The organism is Rhodovulum sp. P5 (assembly GCF_002079305.1).
In the GTDB taxonomy this organism is placed as follows: Bacteria; Pseudomonadota; Alphaproteobacteria; order Rhodobacterales; family Rhodobacteraceae; genus Rhodovulum.
The window spans coordinates 1556541-1577467 of the sequence record NZ_CP015039.1; the positions used below are offsets into that span (position 1 = coordinate 1556541).

Genomic DNA, 20927 nt, shown 5'->3' on the forward strand with positions numbered 1-20927 from the left:
CGATCAATGTGCAGGCGCTTTTGCACGGTTCCACCCTCACTTTGGCGCAGGTTTCGGGTCGCCGCGCACGCCTCTCCCGCCTATCCTTGATCGCGCAAAAGGGAGCGGGACCATGCCGAGAGACGAAACCGAGGGCTACCATTTCGCGGTCATCCGCCGCGCCATCGACCGGATCGACGCAGCCGGGGGCGAGGCGCTGTCGCTGGAGGCGCTGGCCACCGAAATGACCATGAGCCCCGCACATTTCCAGCGGGTGTTCAGCCGCTGGGTCGGCGTCTCTCCCAAGCGGTATCAGCAATACCTGACGCTCGGCCACGCGCGGTCGCTGATGCGCGACCGCTTCACCACGCTCGCCGCCGCAGACACGCTGGGCCTGTCGGGATCGGGGCGGCTGCACGACCTGTTTCTGAAGTGGGAGGCGATGAGCCCCGGCGACTACGCACAGAAGGGCGCGGGGCTGACCATCGCCTATGGATATTTCGACGGCCCCTTCGGCGACACGCTGGCCATGGCCACCGACAAGGGCCTGTGCGGCCTTGCCTTCACCGAGGAAACCGGGCGCGACGCCGCCTTTGCCGACATGGCCGCGCGCTGGCCCGAGGCCCGGTATGTCGAGGCTCCCGAAAACCTTGCGCCGCTGGTCGCGGCTGCCTTTGCCCAATCGGGCGAGGCGCGGCTGCACCTGATCGGCGCCCCGTTCCAGATCAAGGTGTGGGAGGCGCTTCTGTCCGTGCCCTCCGGCCATGTCACCACCTATTCCGAAATCGCGCGCGCCATCGGCAACCCCCGGGCCGTGCGCGCCGTGGGCACCGCGGTGGGGCGCAACCCGATCAGCTATCTCATTCCCTGCCACCGGGCCCTGCGGAAGACCGGCGCCCTTGGGGGCTATCACTGGGGCCTGCCCGTCAAGCGCGCGCTGCTGGCCTGGGAAGGGGCCCGGGCGGATGCCGAGGCCGGCTGAACGGGCGCCGAACCGCCGCCCGTGAAATCTGCTCCCTCGCGAAGCCGGGCGGACTGGCCTATATTAACGGGGTAAACCGCAACGAAGCGGACAGGGTAGGAGAGCAGACATGACCCGTGCAAGACATCCCGTCATCCTTGCTGCGATTGGCGCCATCGGCCTGAGCGCCTGCGTGGACACCACCTCGGGCGATTCCAACAGCAACCTCAAAAGGGGCGCGGCCATCGGGGCCGGTGCGGGGGCGCTGGCCGGCATGATCGCGACCGGCGGCGGCAAGCACGATGCCCGCGACGCATTGGTGGGTGCGGCCATCGGGGCCGGGATCGGCGCGGCCTTCGGCAACGAACTGGACAAGCAGGCGCAGGAATTGCGCGGCAACCTTGGCGATGACCGGATCTCTGTCGTGAACACCGGGTCGGAACTGGTGGTTACCATGCCACAGGACATCCTGTTCGCGACCGATAGCGCGGCCCTGCGCCCGGACCTGCAGGCCGACCTGCGCGTGCTGGCCAGCAGCCTGAACGACTATCCGCAGACCACGGTCGACGTGATCGGGCACACCGACAACACCGGCGCCGCAGCCTATAACCAGGACCTGTCCGCCCGCCGGGCCGCATCGGTATCCGCCGTCCTGACCCGTTCGGGCGTCGCGCCATCCCGCGTGCGGGCCTATGGGCGCGGAGAGGACCAGCCCGTCGCCTCCAACCTCTCGGCGTCGGGCCGGGCGCAGAACCGCCGGGTAGAGATCATCATTCGCCCGATGGCCTAAGCCGCCCGGCGCAAGGCCCAGCATTTGCCATTGTTCCCGCTCCGAAGCGGTCATATATTTTGACCGGTTCGGAGCAGCCAACATGCCATTTCAGAAAATCCAGCCCGAAAAGCTCTCTCATGCCGTGGTGCGGCAGATCGAGTTGCTGATCCTGCGCGGTATCCTGCGCCCGGGCGAGCGCCTGCCGTCAGAGCGCGACCTGTCGGAAAAGCTGGGCGTTTCCCGCCCCTCCCTGCGCGAGGCGATTTCCGAATTGCAGGACCGTGGCCTGCTGGTCAGCCGGGCCGGGGCGGGCGTCTATGTGGCCGAGGTGCTGGGCGCAGCCTTTTCCGACGCGCTGATCCGGCTGATGGGCACCCATGAGGAGGCGCTGTTCGACTACATCGCCTTCCGGCGCGATCTGGAAGGGCTGGCCGCCGAACGCGCGGCGCTTCTCGCCTCGACCACCGATCTGCAGGTCATCGGCGCGATCCTTGCCAAGATGGAAGCCGCCCACGACAAGCGCGACCCGACGGACGAGGCGCGGCTGGATGCGGAATTTCACCTCGCCATCATCGAGGCCAGCCACAACGTGGTCATGCTGCACATGATCCGGGCGATGTTCGATCTTTTGCGGCAGGGCGTGTTCTACAACCGGCAGATCATGTTCGGCCAGCGCACGACCCGCGACATGCTGCTGGACCAGCACCGCGCGATCAACGATGCCCTGCAGGCCCGCGACCCCACGGGCGCCCGGACCGCCGTGGAACGGCACCTCGACTATGTCGAAGAAGCGCTGAGCGCGCAGCTTCAGTCCGAACGGAACGAGGCCGTGGCGCGCCAGCGGCTGGAACACGAACTGGGCAAGACCTGACCGCCGGTTCCCCGGGCCTGCATCGGGCCATGTGGAACCAGCGGCGGCTTTTTGACTGGCGGACCGGCGTTCCGGGTCCTAGACGTGATAGGGAAAATTCAGAGGAGGTCCCGCGTTGCCCGGCTTGCGTCCCGATGTCGATCCCGATGGTCTGAGCGAATTCTCGGTGGTCTTCACCGACCGGTCCCTGAACCACATGTCGGCCAAATTCCAGGGGGTCATGCGCGATATCTCCGCCATGCTGCGCGAGGTCTATGGCGCAGAGGCCGTCGCATTGGTGCCCGGTGGCGGCACCTTCGCGATGGAGGCCGTGGCACGCCAGTTCGCAACCGGGCGCCGCGCGCTGATCGTGCGCAATGGCTGGTTCTCCTACCGCTGGACGCAGATATTCGAGGCCGGCGGCTTTGCCGCGGACACGACCGTCGTCATGGCACGCCCCGCCGGCAACATACCGCAGGCACCTTTCGCGCCGCCGCCGATCGAGGATGTGATCGCCGCGATCAGGAACGACAAGCCGGAAGTCGTCTTCGCCCCCCATGTCGAGACGTCCTCGGGCATCATCCTGCCCGACGACTACATCACGCAGATGGCCGCGGCCGCGCACGAGGTCGGCGCGCTGATGGTACTCGACTGCATCGCGTCGGGCTGCGTCTGGGTGGACATGTCGAAAACCGGCGTGGACGTTCTGATCTCGGCCCCGCAAAAGGGCTGGTCGGCCTCCCCCTCGGCGGGGATGGTGATGCTGTCGGCCCTTGCGGCCGAACGGCTGGACGGCACCGCGTCGAATTCCTTCGCGATGGACCTGAAGAAATGGCGCGCAATCATGAAGGCGTATGAGGATGGCGGACATGCCTATCATGCCACCATGCCAACCGATGCGCTGGTGGGGCTTCGTGATGCGATGACAGAGACCAGGGCGATGGGCTTTGACGCCGCGAAAGACGCGCAATGGGCACTGGGCAATGCGGTGCGCGAGATGCTGGCCGGAATGGGCGTGGTTTCAGTCGCGGCCCCGGGCTTTGGCGCGCCGGGGGTGGTGGTGTCGTTCACCAGCGACCCGGATATCCAGAACGGCCGCAAGTTTTTGGCCGAGGGGATGCAGATCGCCGCGGGCGTGCCGTTGCAGGTGGGTGAGGGTGCCGAGTTCCGGACCTTCCGGCTCGGTCTCTTCGGCCTCGACAAGCTGGCCGATGTGGACGCGACGCTGGCCCGCCTTCGCCCGGTGCTGGAGCGGGTGCTGGCGGGCTGAGACCGGCCGCCCGTGCGCCTGACCATTTCAGTCTGAGGATAACGGCCAGAGCAACGCGCGAAGGTGCGCGATCGACGGGCGAAGGCGCGGCGGCCTTCGGCCAGCTTCCTTCGCCCGGTTCTCGATCAAAGGCGGCAAGAATGCGCGGTGCACGCCTACCGCATCAGGACGACCGGCACCTTGCAGGAGCGGATCATCTCCGTCGTCGTCGAGCCGATGACCATGGTCCGGATGCGGGAATGACCATAGGCGCCCATCACCAGCAGATCGATCCCGCCGGTCTCGACCAGCTCTGCCAGCGCCTTGTCGGGGGCGCCCTTCAGGGTGCGAACCTCGGCCTCGTGCCCACCTGCGTTCAAGGTCGCGCGCGCATTGTCCAGCGCCTTGCGCAGGTCCGCCGATTCATGGCCCACCGTGGCCACCACGACCTCCAGCCCCGAAAACAGCGGGTCGCGCGCCACGTAGTCGACCGCCTTCATCGCGGACACGCCGCCATCATAGGCGATCAGCACCCGCTTGATGGGTGCGAACGCCCGGTTTGCCACGAAGACGGGCTTGTGGCTGGCGCGCACGATCCGCTCGAAGTTCGACCCAAGATGCGGGCTTTCCAGCCCCGCGGCCTCCCCCCGTTTGCCGATCACGATCATGTCGGCCACGTCTTCCTTCTGCTCCACCGTGTTGACGATGTCGTCATGGCGCAGCCGGGTGATGACATCGGCCACCCCCTCGCCCTCGATCAGGGCCTTGGCATCTTCCAGGATCGCGCGGCCCTGCGCCTGAGACAGTTTCGCGTGCTGCTCGTCCAGGTCGGACAACTGCTTCATCAGGTTGGACCGCGCCCCCAGCCGGATCGAGCCTGACAGGTCCCGCTGCCCCTGCGCCCGGCGCGGGTCGAGCACGTGGTAGAGTTTCACCTGCGCCCCGGTGCGTTTCGCGATCCACGCCACATGGCGGCACACGCTTTCGGAATAGGCCGAGCCGTCGACCAGCGCCATCAGAATACCGGACATTTCCCTTACCCCCTCAGTGCCCCAGCAGGTCTTCCATCGCGCCGGGCTTGTCATGCACGCCCAGCTTGTCGACGATGGTCTCGGATGCCTCGTTCATGCCCCTGATCTCGACCTCGGCGCCCTCGCGCCGGAACTTCAACACCGCCATGTCAAGCGCTGCAACGGACGAGACGTCCCAGATATGGGCGCGGCTGACATCGATGGTCACGCGCTCCAGCGCCTCCTTGAAGTCGAAGGCCTTCATGAACTCTTCGGTCGAGGCGAAGAAAAGCTGGCCCTCGACGACATAGGTGCGTTCGCGCCCGTCCGGCGAAATCTCCGACGTCACGCGGAAAAGCTGCGCGATCTTGGCCGAGAAGAAGATGCCCGAAAGCAGCACACCCACCAGCACCCCGATGGCGAGGTTATGGGTGTAGACCACGAAGAACACCGTCGCCAGCATCACGATGGACGACGACCGGGGATGGTCGCGCAACTGCCGGATCGAGGACCAAGAGAACGTCCCGATCGAAACCATGATCATGATCGCCACCAGCGCGGGCATCGGGATCTGGCCCACCAGATCGCCCAGCACCACGATCAGGAACAACAGCATCGCGCCCGCGGTGAACGTCGAGAGCCGCCCGCGCCCGCCGGATTTCACGTTGATCATCGACTGGCCGATCATCGCGCAACCCGCCATGCCGCCGATGAACCCGGTGCAGGTGTTGGCGATGCCCTGCCCGATGCATTCCTGGTTCCGGTCGCTGGTCGTGTCGGTCAGATCGTCCACGATCGTCTGGGTCATCAGGCTTTCCAGCAGCCCCACCGCCGCGACCCCGATGGAATAGGGCAGGATGATCTGCAGCGTTTCCAGGGTCAGCGGGATGTCGGGGATCAGGAACACCGGCAGCGTGTCGGGCAGCGCGCCCATGTCGCTGACCGTGCGCACATCAAGGCCCAACCCCATGCTGACGATGGTCAGCACGATGATGGTCACAAGCGGCGAGGGCACCGCCGTCGTCAGCAGCGGGAACAGGTAGATGATCGCAAGCCCCGCCGCGACCATCACATAGGTGATCCACGTCACCCCGATCAACTCTGGCACCTGCGCAAGGAAGATCAGGATCGCCAGCGCGTTCACGAAGCCGGTGATGACCGATCGCGAGACGAAGCGCATCAGGTGCCCCAGCTTCGCAAGCCCCGCCCCGATCTGGATCAGCCCTGCCAGCACGGTTGCGGCCAACAGATATTGCAGACCGTGCTCCTTCACCAGCGTGACCATCAGCACGGCCGTTGCCGCCGTCGCGGCCGAGATCATGCCGGGCCGCCCGCCGGTGATCGCCACGATGACCGCGATGGAGAAGGAGGCGTAGAGCCCGACCTTGGGGTCCACGCCCGCGATGATCGAGAACGCGATGGCCTCGGGGATCAGGGCCAGCGCCACGACAAGCCCCGCAAGGATGTCGCCGCGCACATTGCCGAACCACTGGTCGCGATAGGCGTAAAGTGCTTTCATGATCTCCCCGCTGGTGGGGCGCCGCAGCCCCGCTGAGGCGGCTGACGCTCTGGGTTGTCGATGGTCCGGACCACTGGCGCGCAAGGCGGCCGCCCGGTGAAACACCGGACCCGGGCGAGTCGCGCCTTGGATACAGAAGTTGCGCCCGAAGGCAAACCGGCAAAGGCGGCCGTTTCCCGCGCGGCCCCCGCCGGATTGCCCATCGGCGCGGCGCATCCGCCCTTTTCCGATTTACAGACAGGCCCCGGGTTTGATAGCTGCAAGGTGATGGTTTCCCGATACGGACCTGTCCGCCGGGAAAAAGGGAATGCGGTGCGGCGCCCTACGATGCGCCAAATCCGCAACTGCCCCCGCAACTGTGAGCGGAGAGCAGCGCCGATCATGCCACTGCGACAGATCGCGGGAAGGCCGGCGCTTGTGAGGACCCGCAAGTCAGGAGACCTGCCATCGCATCGCAACCCGAACCCGGGGCGGGGCGCCCCGGCAGGAGGCCGCAACGCCATGGACATACCCTCTTCTCCCTTCGCCGCAGCCCTTGGCAGACCGTTCGCCGATCTTGCGGCGCTCTTCGACAAGGGCGGCCCCGCGATCTGGGCCATAGCCGCGCTTTCGGTCGTGACTGTCGCGCTGGTCCTGTGGAAGACGTGGCGCTTGCTGTCATCGGGGGCGTTTTCGGGCGGGCGGCGCACGGCGCAGGCGGCCGCACTCTGGCAACAGGGGAACCATGACGCGGCGCTGGCGCTGGTCGAGGGGCGCCGGTCGCTTCGGGCGCGGATGGCCAGGGCCGCGATGCGGGCCCTGCGCGATCCCGGCCTGAGCATCGAGGCCGCCGAGGCCGAAACCGGCCGCGTGGCCCGCGCACTGCTGAGCGAGGCGCGCACCGGTCTGCGGTCGCTGGAACTGATCGCCACGGTCGCCCCCCTGCTGGGGCTTCTGGGCACCGTGATGGGCATGATCGGTGCGTTTCAGGCGCTGGAGGCCACGGGCAACCGCGCCGATGCCGCGGTACTGGCCGGCGGCATATGGGAGGCGCTTCTGACCACCGCGGCGGGCATGGCCGTGGCCATCGTCGCCTCTGTCGCGCTGGTGTGGTTCGAAAGCATCGCCGAACGGCTGCGCCATGACATGGAAGACGCCGCAACGGTGATCTTCCTGCGGGCAAGGCCGCGCGCCGCGCTCGTGCCGGGCAGACGGCCCGACGCCGCGGCATGAGTTTCTCCTTCGGGGCGCCCCCGCGCCCGCGCCGGCCCAATCTGACGCCGATGATCGACGTGGTGTTCCTGCTGCTGGTGTTTTTCATGCTCGCCTCCCGCTTCGGTTCGGACATGGTTGTGCCGCTGACCCTTGCCGGGACGGGCGGCACCTATGCCGGCCCACCCCGGCTGGTCGATATCCACCCCGATGCGCTGTCCCTGAACGGCGTGGCCGTGGATGGGGCGAATATCGCGGGGCGGCTGGCGCCACTGATGTCCTCCGACGCCGACATGGTCGTCCTCCGGGCACGCGACGGGGCCGATCTGCAGCGGGTCATCGCGGTGATGGAACGGCTGGAGGCCGCCGGGTTCAGCCGCCTGGTGCTTGTGGAATAGGCCCATGCTGATCCCTGCCCCCCCGCGCCCGCCCCGCCGCGAGATGGTCCTGCCGATGATCAACGTGGTGTTCCTGCTGTTGGTCTTTTTCATGCTGGCGGCGCGTGTTGCCCCGCCGGACCCGTTGCCGGTGACCCTGCCGGAGGCTGCTGCCGGCGATCCGGCCGACGGCCCGCTTGTCCTTCACCTCGGTGCGAACGGACAACTCGCCTTTCGCGATGCGATGGGGGAAGACGCCGCCCTGACCGCCCTTCGCGTCGCGCTGGGCGATGCCGAACGCGATGGCCCGATGCCCAAGGTGCTGCTGCGCGCAGACCGCGCGGTGCCCGGGGCGAGGGTCGCGGCACTGCTCCCGCAACTCGCCGCGCTGGGGCTGCGCGACGTGTCGCTGGTGACGTCGCGGCCATGACACGCTGGCTGGAAGCGCCGGTCTTTCTTGGCCTGGCCGTCCTGCTGCACCTCGCCGCGGTCGGCCTTCGCCCCGGCAACGGCGGGTCGGCCGGGGGTGGCGACGGGGGATGGCCCACGCCTCGATCGAGGCCGCACCGGCCGAGTTGGCGGCCCTTGTCGACGCGTGGGAAGACCCGCCCGAGGCGGTCCAGACGCTCGCCGCACCGAACGCGCCCCTTGCGCTGCCTCACCTTCCGGACAGAGCGGACGCGTTTGTCGAAGCGTCCCCGCCGCTGGCCGCCCTTCCCGCGCCAAGCGCCCTGCCCTCCATCGCGGCGCCGGACACATCCCCCACCCCGGCCGTGCCAGCCCCTGCCAAGCCCCTGCCGCAGCCGCAAGCCGAACCGGCCGACGCCCCGCCCATCGCCGCCCCCGTCCGCAGGCGCGGCCACACGCCGCCCCCGCGACCAAGGCACCAACAGCCGCGCCTGCGGCGGCACCGCAACGGGCCGCGGGAACCGGGGGCAAGGGGCATGCCGGGCGCGCCGCGTCCCCGGCCGCATCGACGCTGTCAGAGGCCCGCGCCCACAGCCTGATCGCGAAATGGGGGGCCGGGATCAGGGCCCGTGTCGAACGGCGCAAGCGATACCCGCGCGCAGCGGGCCGTGCCGCGGGCACCGTGACCATCGCCCTGACCGTGGCCCCCGACGGGCGCCTGCAAAGCGCCCATATCGCGCGCACCTCGGGGCACCCGGCACTCGACGCGGCCGCCCTTGGCGCGGTGCGCGCCGCCGCTCCCTTCGCACGGGCCGCGAAAGGGCTGACCGACAGCAGCTACCGCTTTACCCTGCCGATCCGGTTTGCACCGTGAAGGTTCGCGGGATGCAGCCATGCCACAGTTGCATGACAGGCGCGGTCCCCCCTTGGCGGCCCCGGTGATTCTGCGCAATATGCGCCCGTTCTGGTCCGCGCGGTTCGCCGCGTGGTGAAAAGGGAACACGGTGCGGCGCCCGGTGCGCCAAGTCCGTGACTGCCCCCGCAACTGTAAGCGGAGAGCAGCGCCGACAACGCCACTGCGGACCCCCGCGGGAAGGCCGGTGACTGCGACGACCCGCGAGTCAGGAGACCTGCCGGAACGGCTCACCCGGTTCCCGTGCGGGGCGCGCGGCGGACGGCGGACCATTCCGCAGTGGTGGCGACGAGAGCCGTCAGCGGAACGGGCAACCCCTTCCGAAGACATACACAATAGAAGTGCAGCCTTTGGTTGCACAGTTCGGGGGAAGACATGAAAACCACCCTGCTTGCCGCCGGCGCGACCCTGCTGGCCGCCGGACCCGCCCTTGCCCAGCAGACAGACCCCTTCACGCTGGACGAGATCATCGTCGGCGCCGGCCTGACACCGATCGAAGCCGCGCGTTATGGCCGGGCCGTGACCGTTGTCACCGCGGAAGAGTTGCAAGAGCGCCAGATCCGCTATGTCACCGATGCGCTGCGCGCCCTGCCCGGCGTCGCCATCAGCCAAAGCGGCGGGGCCGGTACGGCCACCGCGGTCCGCATGCGCGGGTCTGAAAACAACCACGTCCTTGTCCTGATCGACGGGGTGGACGTGTCGAACCCCTCCACCGGGGCGTATGACCTGTCGAACCTGCTGGCCGATGATATCGAACGGATCGAGGTTCTGCGCGGCCCGCAATCCTCGGTCTACGGGTCCAACGCCATCGGCGGGGTGATCAACATCGTCACCAAGACCGCCAGCATGCCGGGGTTCGAGGGGACCGCGACCGTTGGCCTTGGCACGCAGGAAACGGCTGGCGCAAGCATCGCCCTGCGCTACACAGGTGACCGGGCGCGGTTCTCCTTCTCGTCAGCGCGCCGGGTGACCGATGGCTTCGACATCTCCAACGACACCGATGGCAGTGCCGACGGCACCGCGAACACAACGCTCAATGCCCGTGCCGAATTCGACCTGACCGAGGATATCACCATCGGCGCCACGCTGCGCCGGACCGAACAGGTGTCGGACTACGACGCGTTCAACTGGGGCGCGGCCAGCGCCGAAGACCTTGTCACCGATGGCGCCTATCAAAGCGATGTCACCAACATCTTCGGCGCGCTTCACGCCCGGGCCGATGCGTGGGACGGACGCTTCCGCAGCGAATTGCGCTACAGCGCCGGGGACATGGACACGATGCACACGCTGTCGGGAACGCCGACGTCTGACTACACCACGACGCGCACGGATCTGAGCTATCGCGGCAGCCTGGCCCTTGACGGGGCGGACGTGGAGAGTTCTGCCCAGGTCCTGAGCGGTTATATCGAACGCAAGCGCGAGACGTTCCAGAACAACGACGCGACGCTGGTCTTCGACGCCTCCATGCTCGACAAGCAATCGCGGACCCTTCTGGGATATGTGCTGGAATATCGCGGGTCGTTCCTGCAGGACGCGCTGACGGTGCAGGCCACCGCACGCCATGACGACAACGACGATTTCGCCGATGCCGATACGTGGTCCCTCGGCCTGTCCTACACCCTGCCCAACCAGACCACGCGCCTGCATGCCTCGGCCGGGACCGGTGTTCAGAACCCCACCATGTACGAACAGTTCGGCTATAATCCCGGCATGTGGAACGGCAATCCCGATCTCGAACCGGAAAAGAGCAAGGACTGGGATATCGGGATCGAGCAGCGTTTCCTGGGGGATCGCGGTGTGATCGACCTGACGTATTTCCGCTCTACCCTGACCAACGAGATCTCCAGCACCTATGATGTGAACACCGGCATCTCCACCCCCTATAACGAGGATGGCCAGAGCGACCGCGAGGGGATCGAACTGTCGGCGGAATACAGTTTTGACAACGGCCTGACGCTGGGGGCGGGCTACACATGGCTCGACGCGACCGATCCCGATGGCGAGGTCGAGGTGCGCCGGCCGGAGCGGGAGCTTGGCCTGCATGCCTCCTATCTGCTTCCCAACGACAAGACCTTGATCGGGGCCGATCTTCGTCATGTCTCGGGGCTGTGGGATCTGGACTATACCGCCGCCTCGCTCGGGGCGAACCGGATCAGGCTGGACGACTACACCGTGGTCAACCTGACGCTTCAGCATGAAGTGAACGACCGGCTGACCCTGACCGCCCGGATCGACAACCTCTTCGACGAGGACTACCAGGAGATCTACGGCTATGACGCGCCCGGCCGATCCGTCTATGCGGGCCTGACGGCGCGCTTCTGACGATGCGTGGCTGGCTGCCCCTTGCTGCCGCCTTTGGCCTCGCCCTGTCCGGGGCGGGGCATGCGGCACCCAGCCGGGTGGTGTCGATGAATCTGTGCACCGATCAGCTTGCCCTGATGCTGGCCGCGCCGGGGCAACTGGTGTCCGTCTCCGTCTTCGCGAAACAGCCCCAGACCTCGGTGATGGCCGAAGCCGCGCAAGCCTATCCCAACAATCACGGGCTGGCAGAGGAGATCTATCTGCTCAACCCCGATCTGGTGGTCACCGGGCAGTTCACCGGGCAGGACACGGTGTCGATGCTGCGCCGGCTGGGGGTCCCGGTGGTGACCATGGCGCCGGCCTATTCGCTGAACGACATCCGCGACCGGATCACCGAGATGGGCCAGCATCTGGGGCGCGAGGAAACGGCGGCAGAGATCGTGGCACAGTTCGATGCCGATCTGACTGCCCTGACCGCAGATAGCCCGGACGAGCGGCCGCGCGCCGCGGTCTACACCGCGCAGGGCTATACCCCCGGCCCGAACAGCCTGTCGGGCGCGATGCTGGAGGCCGCGGGCTTCGACAATCTGGCGACAGAGCTTGGGCTGAGCGTCGGCGGGCGCATCCCGCTGGAACAACTGGTCATGCTCGACCCCGATCTGGTGGTTTTGCCGACACCTTGGCCGGGCGCCTCCCGGGCAGAGGATATCCTGACCCATCCCGTCCTGAAGAAACTGCAGGCGCGCGCCGGCACCGCGCCGCTCGCCGACCGGGACTGGGTCTGCGGCACGCCCCATGTGCTGCGCGCCATCGCCGGGCTGGTCGCGGCCCGCAAGACGCTGGAGGATGCACAGTGATCGGCTATCGCCTTCTGCTCGCCGCGCTTGGCGCGCTGGTCGGGGCGCTTTTTGTCGCCTCGCTCGTGCTCGGGCCTGCCGACATCGCACCGGGGCAAAGCCTGCACGCGCTGGTCTTCGGCGACTCCGGGCCGCTGACGCTGGTGATGCGGGAAATCCGCCTGCCGCGGGCGATCCTTGCGGCGCTGGTTGGCGCCAGCCTCGGGCTCAGCGGCGCCGCGCTTCAGGGCTATCTGCGCAACCCGCTGGCCGAACCGGGCCTGCTCGGGGTCAGCGGGTCGGCCGCCCTTGGCGCGGTGGTGTCGATCCAGACCGGGGTGACCGCAGGTCTTTCCCTCGCCCTGCCCTTCGCCGCGCTTGGCGGGGCGGCCGTGTCGGTTGCGCTGCTGTTACTTCTGGCGGGTCCGCGCGGCGGGTCGCTGACGCTGATCCTTGCCGGGATCGCGATCTCGGCCCTGGCCGGGGCGCTGACCTCGCTGGCGCTGAACCTTTCCCCCAACCCCTTCGCCGCCAGCGAGATCGTGTTCTGGATGCTGGGCTCGGTCTCGGACCGCTCGTTCGTCCATGTCGCGCTGGCGCTGCCCTTCATGGCCGCCGGGGCCGCGCTGGTTCTGCCGCTGGGGCGCGGGCTGGATGCGCTGACGCTGGGCGAGGATGCGGCAGAGGCGCTGGGCATCCGGCTTGGCCGGCTTCGGCTGCGGCTGGTGACGGGCGTGGCTGCCATGGTCGGGGCCGCGACGGCAGTGGCCGGGGCCGTCGGTTTTGTGGGGCTTGTCGTGCCCCATCTGTTGCGCCGCGCAGTGGGGGCACGCCCGGCCCGGCTGCTGCCCGCCAGCGCGCTGGGCGGGGCGGCGATGGTGCTGGCCGCCGATCTGGCCGTGCGCCTGATCCAGCCGGACCGCGACCTGAAGCTTGGCGTGATGACCGCGATCGTCGGCGCGCCCCTGTTCCTGCATCTGGTCTATCGCACGCGGAGGGATCTGGAATGACGCTTCTCGCGCTTGACGGGCTGACCGTGCGGCGGGGCGATTGCCCGGTGGTGGACGGGGTTTCGCTCTCCGTGGCGCCGGGGGAGGTCGTGGGGCTGGTCGGGCCCAATGGGGCGGGCAAGACGACACTGATGCGGGCCGCCCTTGGCCTTCTGCCCCATCGCGGGCAGTCCTCTCTGGCCGTGCTGCCGCCCATCGACCGTGCCAGACAGGCCGCGTGGTTGCCGCAGTCCCGCGAAATCGCGTGGCCCGTGACGGTGGAAACCCTTGTCGCGCTGGGACGACACCCCCATGGCGGCGGGGCGCCTGCCGCCGACAAGGACGCCATCGCCCGCGCCCTTGCACGGATGGACCTGACCGGCTTCCGCAACCGGATCGCCACCCGGCTGTCGGGCGGGGAACAGGCCCGCGTTCTGCTGGCCCGCGCGCTGGCACAGGACACGCCGCTGTTGCTGGCCGATGAACCCATCGCCGGGCTCGACCCCGCGCACCAGCTTGCCACGATGGCGGTGTTCAACGATCTCGCGGCCGAGGGGCGGGGTATTCTGGTCTCGCTTCACGATCTGGGCCTGGCGGCGCGGTTCTGCACCCGGCTTGTTCTGATGCAGGCCGGTCGCGTGGTGGCCGAAGGCGCACCCGATCAGGTGCTGTCGGCCGAGCGGCTGGCCGATGTCTTTGCCATAACCGCCTGGCGCAAGGAAACGCCCGAGGGGCTGATCCTGCACCCGCTCTCCATCGCCGATCCCGCGCCGTGAAGGTCACCCATCGCGCGCCGTGGCTGATCGCCGATCTGGGCGCCCCGCACCGTGTGCTGAGTTGGGCGCTGAACCGTCCGGGATTTGTGACCGCCCGGCGGATCGTCTTTCGCGAGGTCCGCAACCGGGATCTGCCGGTGGAGGTCGATGCGACGGCGTGGCTTCAGGCCGAACTGGCCACGGCGGGGCTGGCGGACGCGCCGGCCCTGCTGACCTCGCGCAGCGTGGCAAGCTTCGCGCAGACGCGCGCCGACATCGAACGGGTGACCGTGCACTGTCTGGCCACCGTGGGCCTGTCGAATTCCGAACGGGTCGGCCACCGGCAACGCTTCGACCCGGCGCGCTTTGGAACCATCAATATCGCGCTGTCCTGTTCCGCCGGGCTGACCGAAGCCGCCCAGATCGAGGCGATGACCATCGCCGCATCCGCCCGAACCGCCGCGATCATCGAGGCTGGGTTCGACCTGCCCGAGGGTCGGGCGACGGGCACCGGGACCGATTGCATTGCCTTGGCGGCCCCGCCGGGCGATCTGCCCTTTGCCGGGCTTCATACCGATATCGGAGAGGCGCTTGGCCGTGCGACCTACGATGCCGTGGACGCAGCCGCGGCGGACTGGCTGACCACCCGGCCCGACCTGCTGGGCGACGGCCCTTAAGGTCAGTATCTCAGGTGAACTTCCGGAACAGCTTGGTCCGGTCGAACATGTCGTCCAGCGTCTCCATCCGGGTGCGGGTTTCGGCCCATGTCCGTTCCTGCACGGCCGCCACGACGGTTTCGACCAGCAAAAGGGTCGAAATCGCGGAATCCCAAGCCGAGGGCACAACAGTGCGCCCCGTCAGGCAGTGCCGGGCAAGCACATGAACGGGAGAGCGCCACTGGTCCGTGAACAGCACGATCTCGGCCCCGCGGTCGGTCGCCATCTCGGCCAGTTTCAGCGTCGTGCTCTCATACCGGCGAAGGTCGAAGATCACCACAACGTCGCCCTCGGCCACGTCCAGCAGGTATTGCGGCCAGCCGTTGGACTGGCCTTGCAGATGCACGACACCCGGCCGCAGCATCTGGAGGTGCAGAAACAGATAGTCGGCCAGCACCCGGGTGATGCGCCCGCCCGCGACATGAACCCGCCGGTCCGGATCGGCCAGCAGATCGCAGGCCGCGTCGAAATCGGTCGGGTCGATCTGCGACAGGCATTGCCGGATATTGTCGATCACCGCCTCGGTGAACCGGTTCAGGATATGCCCGCCCGGGGCATGACCCGCCCATGTCTCCCGCCGGGCGATGGGGCCGGAGATCTTCGCCTCAAGCTCCACCCGCAGGGCCGCCTGGAAATCGGGGTAGCCGGCGAAACCCAGCTTTTGCACCATCCGCGCGACCGTGGGCGTTGAAACACCCGCGCTATGCGCAACCTGCGTGATCGAGCCCAGACCGGAGACCGGGTAGTTCGACAGAATCGTGTCGGCCAACTGCCGCTCTGCCCGTGTCAGCGTATCGAGCCGGGCGTTCAACCTTTCGGCGATGGTGTCGTCATGGTCCGGCACGGATCGGCCTCCTTTGCTCAATATAGCGTCAGGTGTGAATCGGCTGAAGAGATATTTTCAGAAATTCATTTGACAGGTCGAGTTCGCCTGAAGAAATCTGTTCGCGATGATGAGGGGCCGCGCGTGACGGAAATCGGGACGGACATATCCAGACACAGGCCACTTGTGCAGACCGGCGATGCCGCGTCTGACCTCGTGATCGTCTGCGAACATGCCTCTGCCGAAATCCCGCCGGACCTGAACGATCTTGGTCTCGACGCAGAACACAGGTTCAGCCACGCGGTATGGGACCCCGGCGCGCTTGGGGTGGCACAGGCGATGCGCGCCGCCCTTGATGCGACGCTGGTGGCCGCGACGGTCTCTCGCCTTGTCCATGACTGCAACCGCCCCGGCGGCGCGCCCGAGGCGATGCCGGCACAGACCGAGGTGATCGCGATCCCCGGCAATGCAGGGCTGAGCGCTGCCGACCAGGCAGAGCGGGCCCGCCGTTACTACGACCCGTTCCGGGGCGCGCTGGACCAGGCGCTTGCCGACCGGCCAAGGCCCCCGGTGCTGGTCACTGTGCACAGTTTCTCTCCGGTCTGGCACGGGCATCCGCGGGCGGTCGAACTGGGTATCCTGCACGATACCGACGACCGCCTTGCCCGGGCGATGCTGGCCGAGGCATCGGCGCAAACCGACCTGCGCGTCGCCGCGAACGAACCCTATGGACCGGAACACGGCGTGACCCATACACTGCGCCTGCACGGGGTCGAAAAGGGGCACGCGAACGTCATGCTGGAAATCCGCAACGACCTGATCGCCGACCCGACGACACAGACGGCGATGGGCCAGAGGCTGGCCGCCCTGGTGCGGGACGCCCTGACCGCCATGGGTCACGGGGGCCGGTCGTGACAGGGGTCATGCGGGGATATGTGCGCATCATCGATGCCGTGAACTACCGCATCGGCCGGGTGATGATGTACGGCATCTTCGTGATGATGGGGATCCTCTTGTGGTCCTCAATCTCGAAAACCTTCTTCCTGCCCTCGCTCTGGACGCTGGAAATGGCGCAATTCGCGATGGTCGCCTATTACATCATGGGCGGCCCCTATTCGATCCAGTTGGGATCGAACGTGCGGATGGACCTGTTCTATGGCCGCTGGTCGATCACCCAACGGGCGTGGACAGATGCCTTCACCGTTCTGTTCCTGATCTTCTTTCTTGGCGTGCTGCTTTATGGCGGGATCGACAGCCTGCTTTACAGCCTGCAATACAACGAACGCAGCCCGACGGCGTGGCGCCCCGTGCTGTGGCCGATCAAGTCGATCATGTGCCTTGGCCTGTTCCTGATGATCCTTCAGGCGATATCGGAACTCTTCAAGGACATCGCGCATATACGGGGCATTGAGATCTGATGTCCTATGAGATGATCGCCATCCTGATGTTCGCATCGATGATGCTGATGCTGATGACCGGCCAGCGGGTTTTCGGCGCCATCGGGGCGGTGGCCGCGATCGCGGCGCTGGCGCTTTGGGGCACGGGCGGGTCGGTCATTCCGTTCTCGGCCGCGATGAAGCTGATGAAGTGGTATCCGCTGCTGACGCTGCCGATGTTCATCTTCATGGGCTATGTGCTGAGCGAGAGCCGGATCGCCGACGATCTGTACAAGATGTTCCACGTCTGGATGGGGCCTGTCTCCGGTGGGCTGGCCATCGGAACCATCGGCCTGATGGTGCTGATCTCAGCCATGAACGGTCTGTCGGTCGCGGGCATGGCCATCGGGGCGACCATCGCGCTGCCCGAACTGCTCAAGCGCGGCTACGACAAGAAGATGGTGACCGGCGTGATTCAGGCCGGGTCGTCGCTCGGGATCCTTGTGCCGCCGTCGGTCGTGCTGGTGCTCTATGCGATGATCGCGCGGCAGCCGGTGGGGCAGCTTTGGTTGGCCGGCATCATTCCGGGCCTCGTCATGGCCGCGATGTTTGTGGCCTATATCTATATCCGCTGCCGGATCACGCCATCGCTGGGCCCCGCCCTGCCGCCGGGGGAGCGGGACGAGATCACCATGGGCGAAAAGCTGCGTCTGCTGAGCGCCGGCCTCCTGCCGCTTGCGATCTTCGCCGCGATGATGGTGCCCTTTATCAACGGCTGGACCTCGCTGGTGGAAAGCTCTGCCATCGGGGCGATCACCGCGTTTCTTGCGGCGGTCGTCAAGGGCCGGATGACGCGCGAGGTGTTCGAAACCTCGGTCCGGCAGACGCTGGCGATTTCCTGCATGTTCATGTGGATCATCCTCGCCGCCATGGCCTTTGGCGCGGTGTTCGACGGGCTGGGCGCGGTGCGGGCCATCGACAACCTGTTCACCGAACAGCTTGGCCTCGACCCGTGGATGATCCTGATCCTGATGCAGCTTTCCTTCCTGCTGATGGGCACGTTCCTTGACGACACCGCGATGCTGGTGATCGTGGCCCCGCTTTACGTGCCGCTGGTCAAGGCGCTGGGGTTCGACCTGATCTGGTACGGTGTGCTGTACACCATCACCACGCAGATCGCCTATATGACGCCGCCCTTCGGCTATAACCTGTTCCTGATGAAGGCGATGGCCCCCAAGGAAATCGGGCTGCGCGATATCTATTCGTCCATCGTGCCCTTCGTGATCGTGATGATCGCGGCACTCGCCCTGATCATGGCCTTCCCGCAGATCGCGCTTTGGCTGCCGCATACCGTGTATGGATTATAACCAGAGCCCCGACGAAGGGGCCCGATCGGGGCAAACTGCCCCCCCCAGCAAGGAGAATAGGATGACCACAAGACGCAAGTTCCTGACCGCCGCCGCGGCCGCGCCCGCCGCAGGTCTGGCCGCCCCGGCCCTCGCCGCCTCCAAGATCCGCTGGCGGATGCAGACCTATGCCGGCCCCGCGCTGGCCGAACATGTGATCAAGCCCGCCATCGACAGCTTCAACAAGATCGCTGGCGACGAGATGGAGATCGAGCTGTTCTATGCCGACCAGCTTGTCCCCACGGGTGAGTTGTTCCGCGCGATGCAGATGGGCACCATCGATGCGGTGCAGTCCGATGACGACTCCATGGCCTCCCCCACCGAAGTCACCGTGTTCGGCGGCTACTTCCCGTTTGCCAGCCGCTACTCGCTCGACGTGCCGGTGCTGTTCAACCAGTACGGCCTGAACGAGATCTGGGACGCCGAATACTCCAAGGTCGGCGTGAAACACATCAGCGCGGGCGCCTGGGATCCCTGCCATTTCGCGACCAAGGACCCGATCAACAGCCTTGCGGACCTGCGCGGCAAGCGCGTCTTCACCTTCCCCACCGCGGGCCGGTTCCTGTCGCAGTTCGGCGTCGTGCCCGTGACCCTGCCGTGGGAGGATATCGAGGTCGCCGTGCAGACCGGGGAGCTTGACGGCATCGCATGGTCGGGCATCACCGAAGACTACACCGTCGGCTGGGCCGATGTGACGAACTACTTCCTGACAAACAACATCTCGGGCGCATGGATCGGCCATTTCTTCGCCAACCAGGACCGCTGGAACGAGGTGCCCGAGCGGCTTCAGGAACTCCTGAAGGTCTGCATGGAACAGTCGCACTACTATCGCCAGTGGTGGTACTGGGGCGGCGAGGCATCCTTGCGCGTCAACGGCACCAAGATGCAGCTGACCAGCATTCCCGACGAGGAATGGGATCAGGTCGAGAACGCCGCGCACAGCTTCTGGGATGAGATCGCCGCGGAATCCGAGACCAAGGCGAAGGTCGTCGAGATCTTCAAGAAGTACAATGCCGACATGGCCAAGGCCGGGCGGCCCTACCGCTACGGCAAGGCGTAATCGCGACCGGGGCGTGCCTGTCCGGGCGCGCCCCCTTTCTGACCAAAAGACCAAGAGGCCCCCATGCCCGGCAACCTGACCCTCGACGCCCTGACGGAACTGGTCGAACAGGGCGAGATCGACACCGTCATCATGGCCCAGATCGACATGCAGGGCCGGCTGATGGGCAAGCGCTTCCATGCGCGCCATTTCCTCGACTCCGGCGTGCACGAGACGCATTCCTGCAACTACCTGCTGACCGTCGATCAGGAGATGGAACCGGTGCCGGGCTATGCCTCGGCAAGCTGGGCGCAGGGCTACGGCGACTACATGATGAAGCCGGATCTGTCGACTTTGCGACTGGCCCCTTGGGCACCGGGGGCGGCGCTGGTCCTGTGCGATATCATGGACCATCACGGCCACCAGGACATCGCCGTTTCGCCGCGCGCCATCCTGAAGGCGCAACTCGCCCGGCTGGCCGACAAGGGCATGACCGCCATGATGGCATCGGAGCTGGAATTCTACGTGTTCCGGCAGTCGTTCGAAGAGGCCCATGACGATGGCTATCGCAACCTGAAACCGGTCAGCCCGTATAACGAGGACTATCACCTGTTCACGACCGCCCGCGAAGAGGACCTGATGCGCGCCGTGCGCAACGACCTGTTCGCAGCCGGCATCCCGGTGGAGAATTCCAAGGGAGAGGCCTGGGCCGGGCAGCACGAGATCAACGTGAAATACGCGGGCGCGCTCGACAGTGCCGATATTCACGTCATCACCAAGCAGGCGGTCAAGGAAATCGCGCTGGCCAAGGGCCATGCCGTGACCTTCATGGCGAAATATGCCGATGTGCCGGCGGGGTCGTCCTGTCATATTCACCAGTCGCTGTGGTCGGCGGACGGCAAACCGCTGTTCCTGGACGAGGCGGACCCCAACGGCATGTCCGACATGATGCGGTCCTATGTTGCGGGCCTTCTGAAATACGCCGGCGATTTCACCCTGTTCCTTGCGCCCAATATCAACAGCTACAAACGCTATGTCGCGGGCACCTTCGCGCCCACCAAGGCGGTCTGGTCGCGTGACAACCGCACGGCGGGCTATCGGCTGGTGGGCGAGGGCACAAAGGCGATCCGGATCGAGAACCGTGTGGGCGGCGCCGATCTCAACCCCTATCTCGCCTTCGCCGTACAGATCGCCGCCGGTCTGGCTGGGATCGAGAACGGGCTGGACCTGGAGCCTGAATTCGTGGGCGACGCCTACACCGGCGAAGGCATCCGCGAAATCCCCAAGACCCTGCGGGATGCCATTGCAGCCGCCGATGGGTCTGGCATGCTGCGTGCGGCTCTCGGCGACGACGTGATCGACCATTACGTCCACGCCGCCCGCTGGGAGCAATCCGAATACGACCGCCGCGTCACCGACTGGGAAGTGGCGCGCGGCTTTGAAAGGTCCTGACAGAA

Annotated in this window: 21 protein-coding genes and 2 riboswitches; of the genes, 18 read left to right on the forward strand and 3 right to left on the reverse strand. The window is 66.7% G+C overall.

Annotated features, from left to right (window positions below; translation table 11 throughout):
* Positions 1-112 precede the first annotated feature (112 nt).
* From RGUI_RS07625 to RGUI_RS07640, 4 genes are all read left to right on the forward strand, one after another.
* Positions 113-961, forward strand: coding sequence for a bifunctional helix-turn-helix domain-containing protein/methylated-DNA--[protein]-cysteine S-methyltransferase (locus RGUI_RS07625; protein WP_081532503.1), 849 nt, complete (start codon positions 113-115; stop codon positions 959-961).
* 109 nt (positions 962-1070) lie between these two features.
* A complete protein-coding gene (locus RGUI_RS07630) occupies positions 1071-1730 on the forward strand; it encodes an OmpA family protein (RefSeq protein ID WP_081532504.1) in 660 nt (219 codons plus the stop codon).
* Positions 1731-1812: 82 nt separating this feature from the next.
* Positions 1813-2583 carry a FadR/GntR family transcriptional regulator gene (locus RGUI_RS07635; protein WP_081532505.1) on the forward strand — a complete coding sequence of 257 codons (771 nt, stop codon included), beginning with the start codon at positions 1813-1815 and terminating at the stop codon, positions 2581-2583.
* Positions 2584-2698: 115 nt separating this feature from the next.
* The gene (locus RGUI_RS07640; protein WP_081532506.1) at positions 2699-3832 is read left to right on the forward strand and encodes an aminotransferase class V-fold PLP-dependent enzyme; all 1134 of its coding nucleotides are present in this window, start codon (positions 2699-2701) and stop codon (positions 3830-3832) included.
* 155 nt (positions 3833-3987) lie between these two features.
* Here RGUI_RS07640 and RGUI_RS07645 read toward each other — a convergent pair whose 3' ends face one another.
* A complete protein-coding gene (locus tag RGUI_RS07645; RefSeq protein WP_081532507.1) occupies positions 3988-4842 on the reverse strand; it encodes a universal stress protein in 855 nt (284 codons plus the stop codon).
* A 13-nt stretch (positions 4843-4855) separates the two neighbouring features.
* Positions 4856-6340 (reverse strand): SulP family inorganic anion transporter, encoded by a 1485-nt coding sequence (locus RGUI_RS07650; RefSeq protein WP_081532508.1) that lies wholly within the window; start codon positions 6338-6340, stop codon positions 4856-4858.
* A gap of 251 nt (positions 6341-6591) precedes the next feature.
* A riboswitch (cobalamin riboswitch) is annotated at positions 6592-6804 on the forward strand.
* A gap of 37 nt (positions 6805-6841) precedes the next feature.
* On the opposite strand from RGUI_RS07650, the gene RGUI_RS07655 reads away from it, so the two are divergent.
* The 9 genes from RGUI_RS07655 to RGUI_RS07695 all read left to right on the forward strand — a co-directional run bounded on the left by RGUI_RS07655 (position 6842) and on the right by RGUI_RS07695 (position 14787).
* On the forward strand, positions 6842-7552 hold the full coding sequence (locus RGUI_RS07655; protein ID WP_081532509.1) for a MotA/TolQ/ExbB proton channel family protein: 711 nt from the start codon (positions 6842-6844) through the stop codon (positions 7550-7552).
* Positions 7549-7929 carry a biopolymer transporter ExbD gene (locus tag RGUI_RS07660; RefSeq protein WP_081532510.1) on the forward strand — a complete coding sequence of 127 codons (381 nt, stop codon included), beginning with the start codon at positions 7549-7551 and terminating at the stop codon, positions 7927-7929. The genes RGUI_RS07655 and RGUI_RS07660 overlap by 4 nt, the downstream gene beginning before the upstream one ends.
* A 4-nt stretch (positions 7930-7933) precedes the next feature.
* A complete protein-coding gene (locus RGUI_RS07665) occupies positions 7934-8338 on the forward strand; it encodes a biopolymer transporter ExbD (RefSeq protein WP_081532511.1) in 405 nt (134 codons plus the stop codon).
* Between the two features lie 165 nt (positions 8339-8503).
* Positions 8504-9190 (forward strand): TonB family protein, encoded by a 687-nt coding sequence (locus RGUI_RS07670; RefSeq protein ID WP_156882901.1) that lies wholly within the window; start codon positions 8504-8506, stop codon positions 9188-9190.
* A gap of 74 nt (positions 9191-9264) precedes the next feature.
* Positions 9265-9469, forward strand: a riboswitch (cobalamin riboswitch).
* Positions 9470-9604: 135 nt separating this feature from the next.
* Positions 9605-11551, forward strand: a complete 1947-nt coding sequence (locus tag RGUI_RS07675; protein WP_081532513.1) for a TonB-dependent siderophore receptor — start codon at positions 9605-9607, stop codon at positions 11549-11551.
* A 2-nt stretch (positions 11552-11553) separates the two neighbouring features.
* The gene (locus RGUI_RS07680) at positions 11554-12387 is read left to right on the forward strand and encodes an ABC transporter substrate-binding protein (protein WP_081532514.1); all 834 of its coding nucleotides are present in this window, start codon (positions 11554-11556) and stop codon (positions 12385-12387) included.
* Positions 12387-13376 (forward strand): iron ABC transporter permease, encoded by a 990-nt coding sequence (locus RGUI_RS07685; RefSeq protein ID WP_081536010.1) that lies wholly within the window; start codon positions 12387-12389, stop codon positions 13374-13376. Before RGUI_RS07680 ends, RGUI_RS07685 begins: the two co-directional genes overlap by 1 nt.
* Positions 13373-14131, forward strand: a complete 759-nt coding sequence (locus RGUI_RS07690; protein WP_081532515.1) for an ABC transporter ATP-binding protein — start codon at positions 13373-13375, stop codon at positions 14129-14131. Before RGUI_RS07685 ends, RGUI_RS07690 begins: the two co-directional genes overlap by 4 nt.
* The gene (locus RGUI_RS07695; RefSeq protein WP_156882902.1) at positions 14128-14787 is read left to right on the forward strand and encodes an adenosylcobinamide amidohydrolase; all 660 of its coding nucleotides are present in this window, start codon (positions 14128-14130) and stop codon (positions 14785-14787) included. The genes RGUI_RS07690 and RGUI_RS07695 overlap by 4 nt, the downstream gene beginning before the upstream one ends.
* 10 nt (positions 14788-14797) lie before the next feature.
* On the opposite strand, the gene RGUI_RS07700 is transcribed toward RGUI_RS07695, so the two are convergent.
* Positions 14798-15670: a MurR/RpiR family transcriptional regulator gene (locus RGUI_RS07700; RefSeq protein ID WP_081532517.1), complete on the reverse strand. Its 873-nt coding sequence runs from the start codon at positions 15668-15670 to the stop codon at positions 14798-14800.
* 165 nt (positions 15671-15835) lie between these two features.
* Here RGUI_RS07700 and RGUI_RS07705 point away from each other — a divergent pair, with 165 nt between their 5' ends.
* The 5 genes from RGUI_RS07705 to RGUI_RS07725 all read left to right on the forward strand — a co-directional run bounded on the left by RGUI_RS07705 (position 15836) and on the right by RGUI_RS07725 (position 20922).
* Positions 15836-16564, forward strand: coding sequence for an N-formylglutamate amidohydrolase (locus RGUI_RS07705; RefSeq protein ID WP_253799010.1), 729 nt, complete (start codon positions 15836-15838; stop codon positions 16562-16564).
* Entirely contained in the window at positions 16561-17067 is a 507-nt protein-coding gene (locus RGUI_RS07710; RefSeq protein ID WP_081532519.1) for a TRAP transporter small permease subunit, read from the forward strand. Before RGUI_RS07705 ends, RGUI_RS07710 begins: the two co-directional genes overlap by 4 nt.
* A complete protein-coding gene (locus RGUI_RS07715; RefSeq protein ID WP_081532520.1) occupies positions 17067-18392 on the forward strand; it encodes a TRAP transporter large permease subunit in 1326 nt (441 codons plus the stop codon). Before RGUI_RS07710 ends, RGUI_RS07715 begins: the two co-directional genes overlap by 1 nt.
* 61 nt (positions 18393-18453) lie before the next feature.
* Positions 18454-19491, forward strand: a complete 1038-nt coding sequence (locus tag RGUI_RS07720; protein ID WP_081532521.1) for a TRAP transporter substrate-binding protein — start codon at positions 18454-18456, stop codon at positions 19489-19491.
* A 63-nt stretch (positions 19492-19554) separates the two neighbouring features.
* Positions 19555-20922 (forward strand): glutamine synthetase family protein, encoded by a 1368-nt coding sequence (locus RGUI_RS07725; protein ID WP_081532522.1) that lies wholly within the window; start codon positions 19555-19557, stop codon positions 20920-20922.
* Positions 20923-20927: the final 5 nt, after the last annotated feature.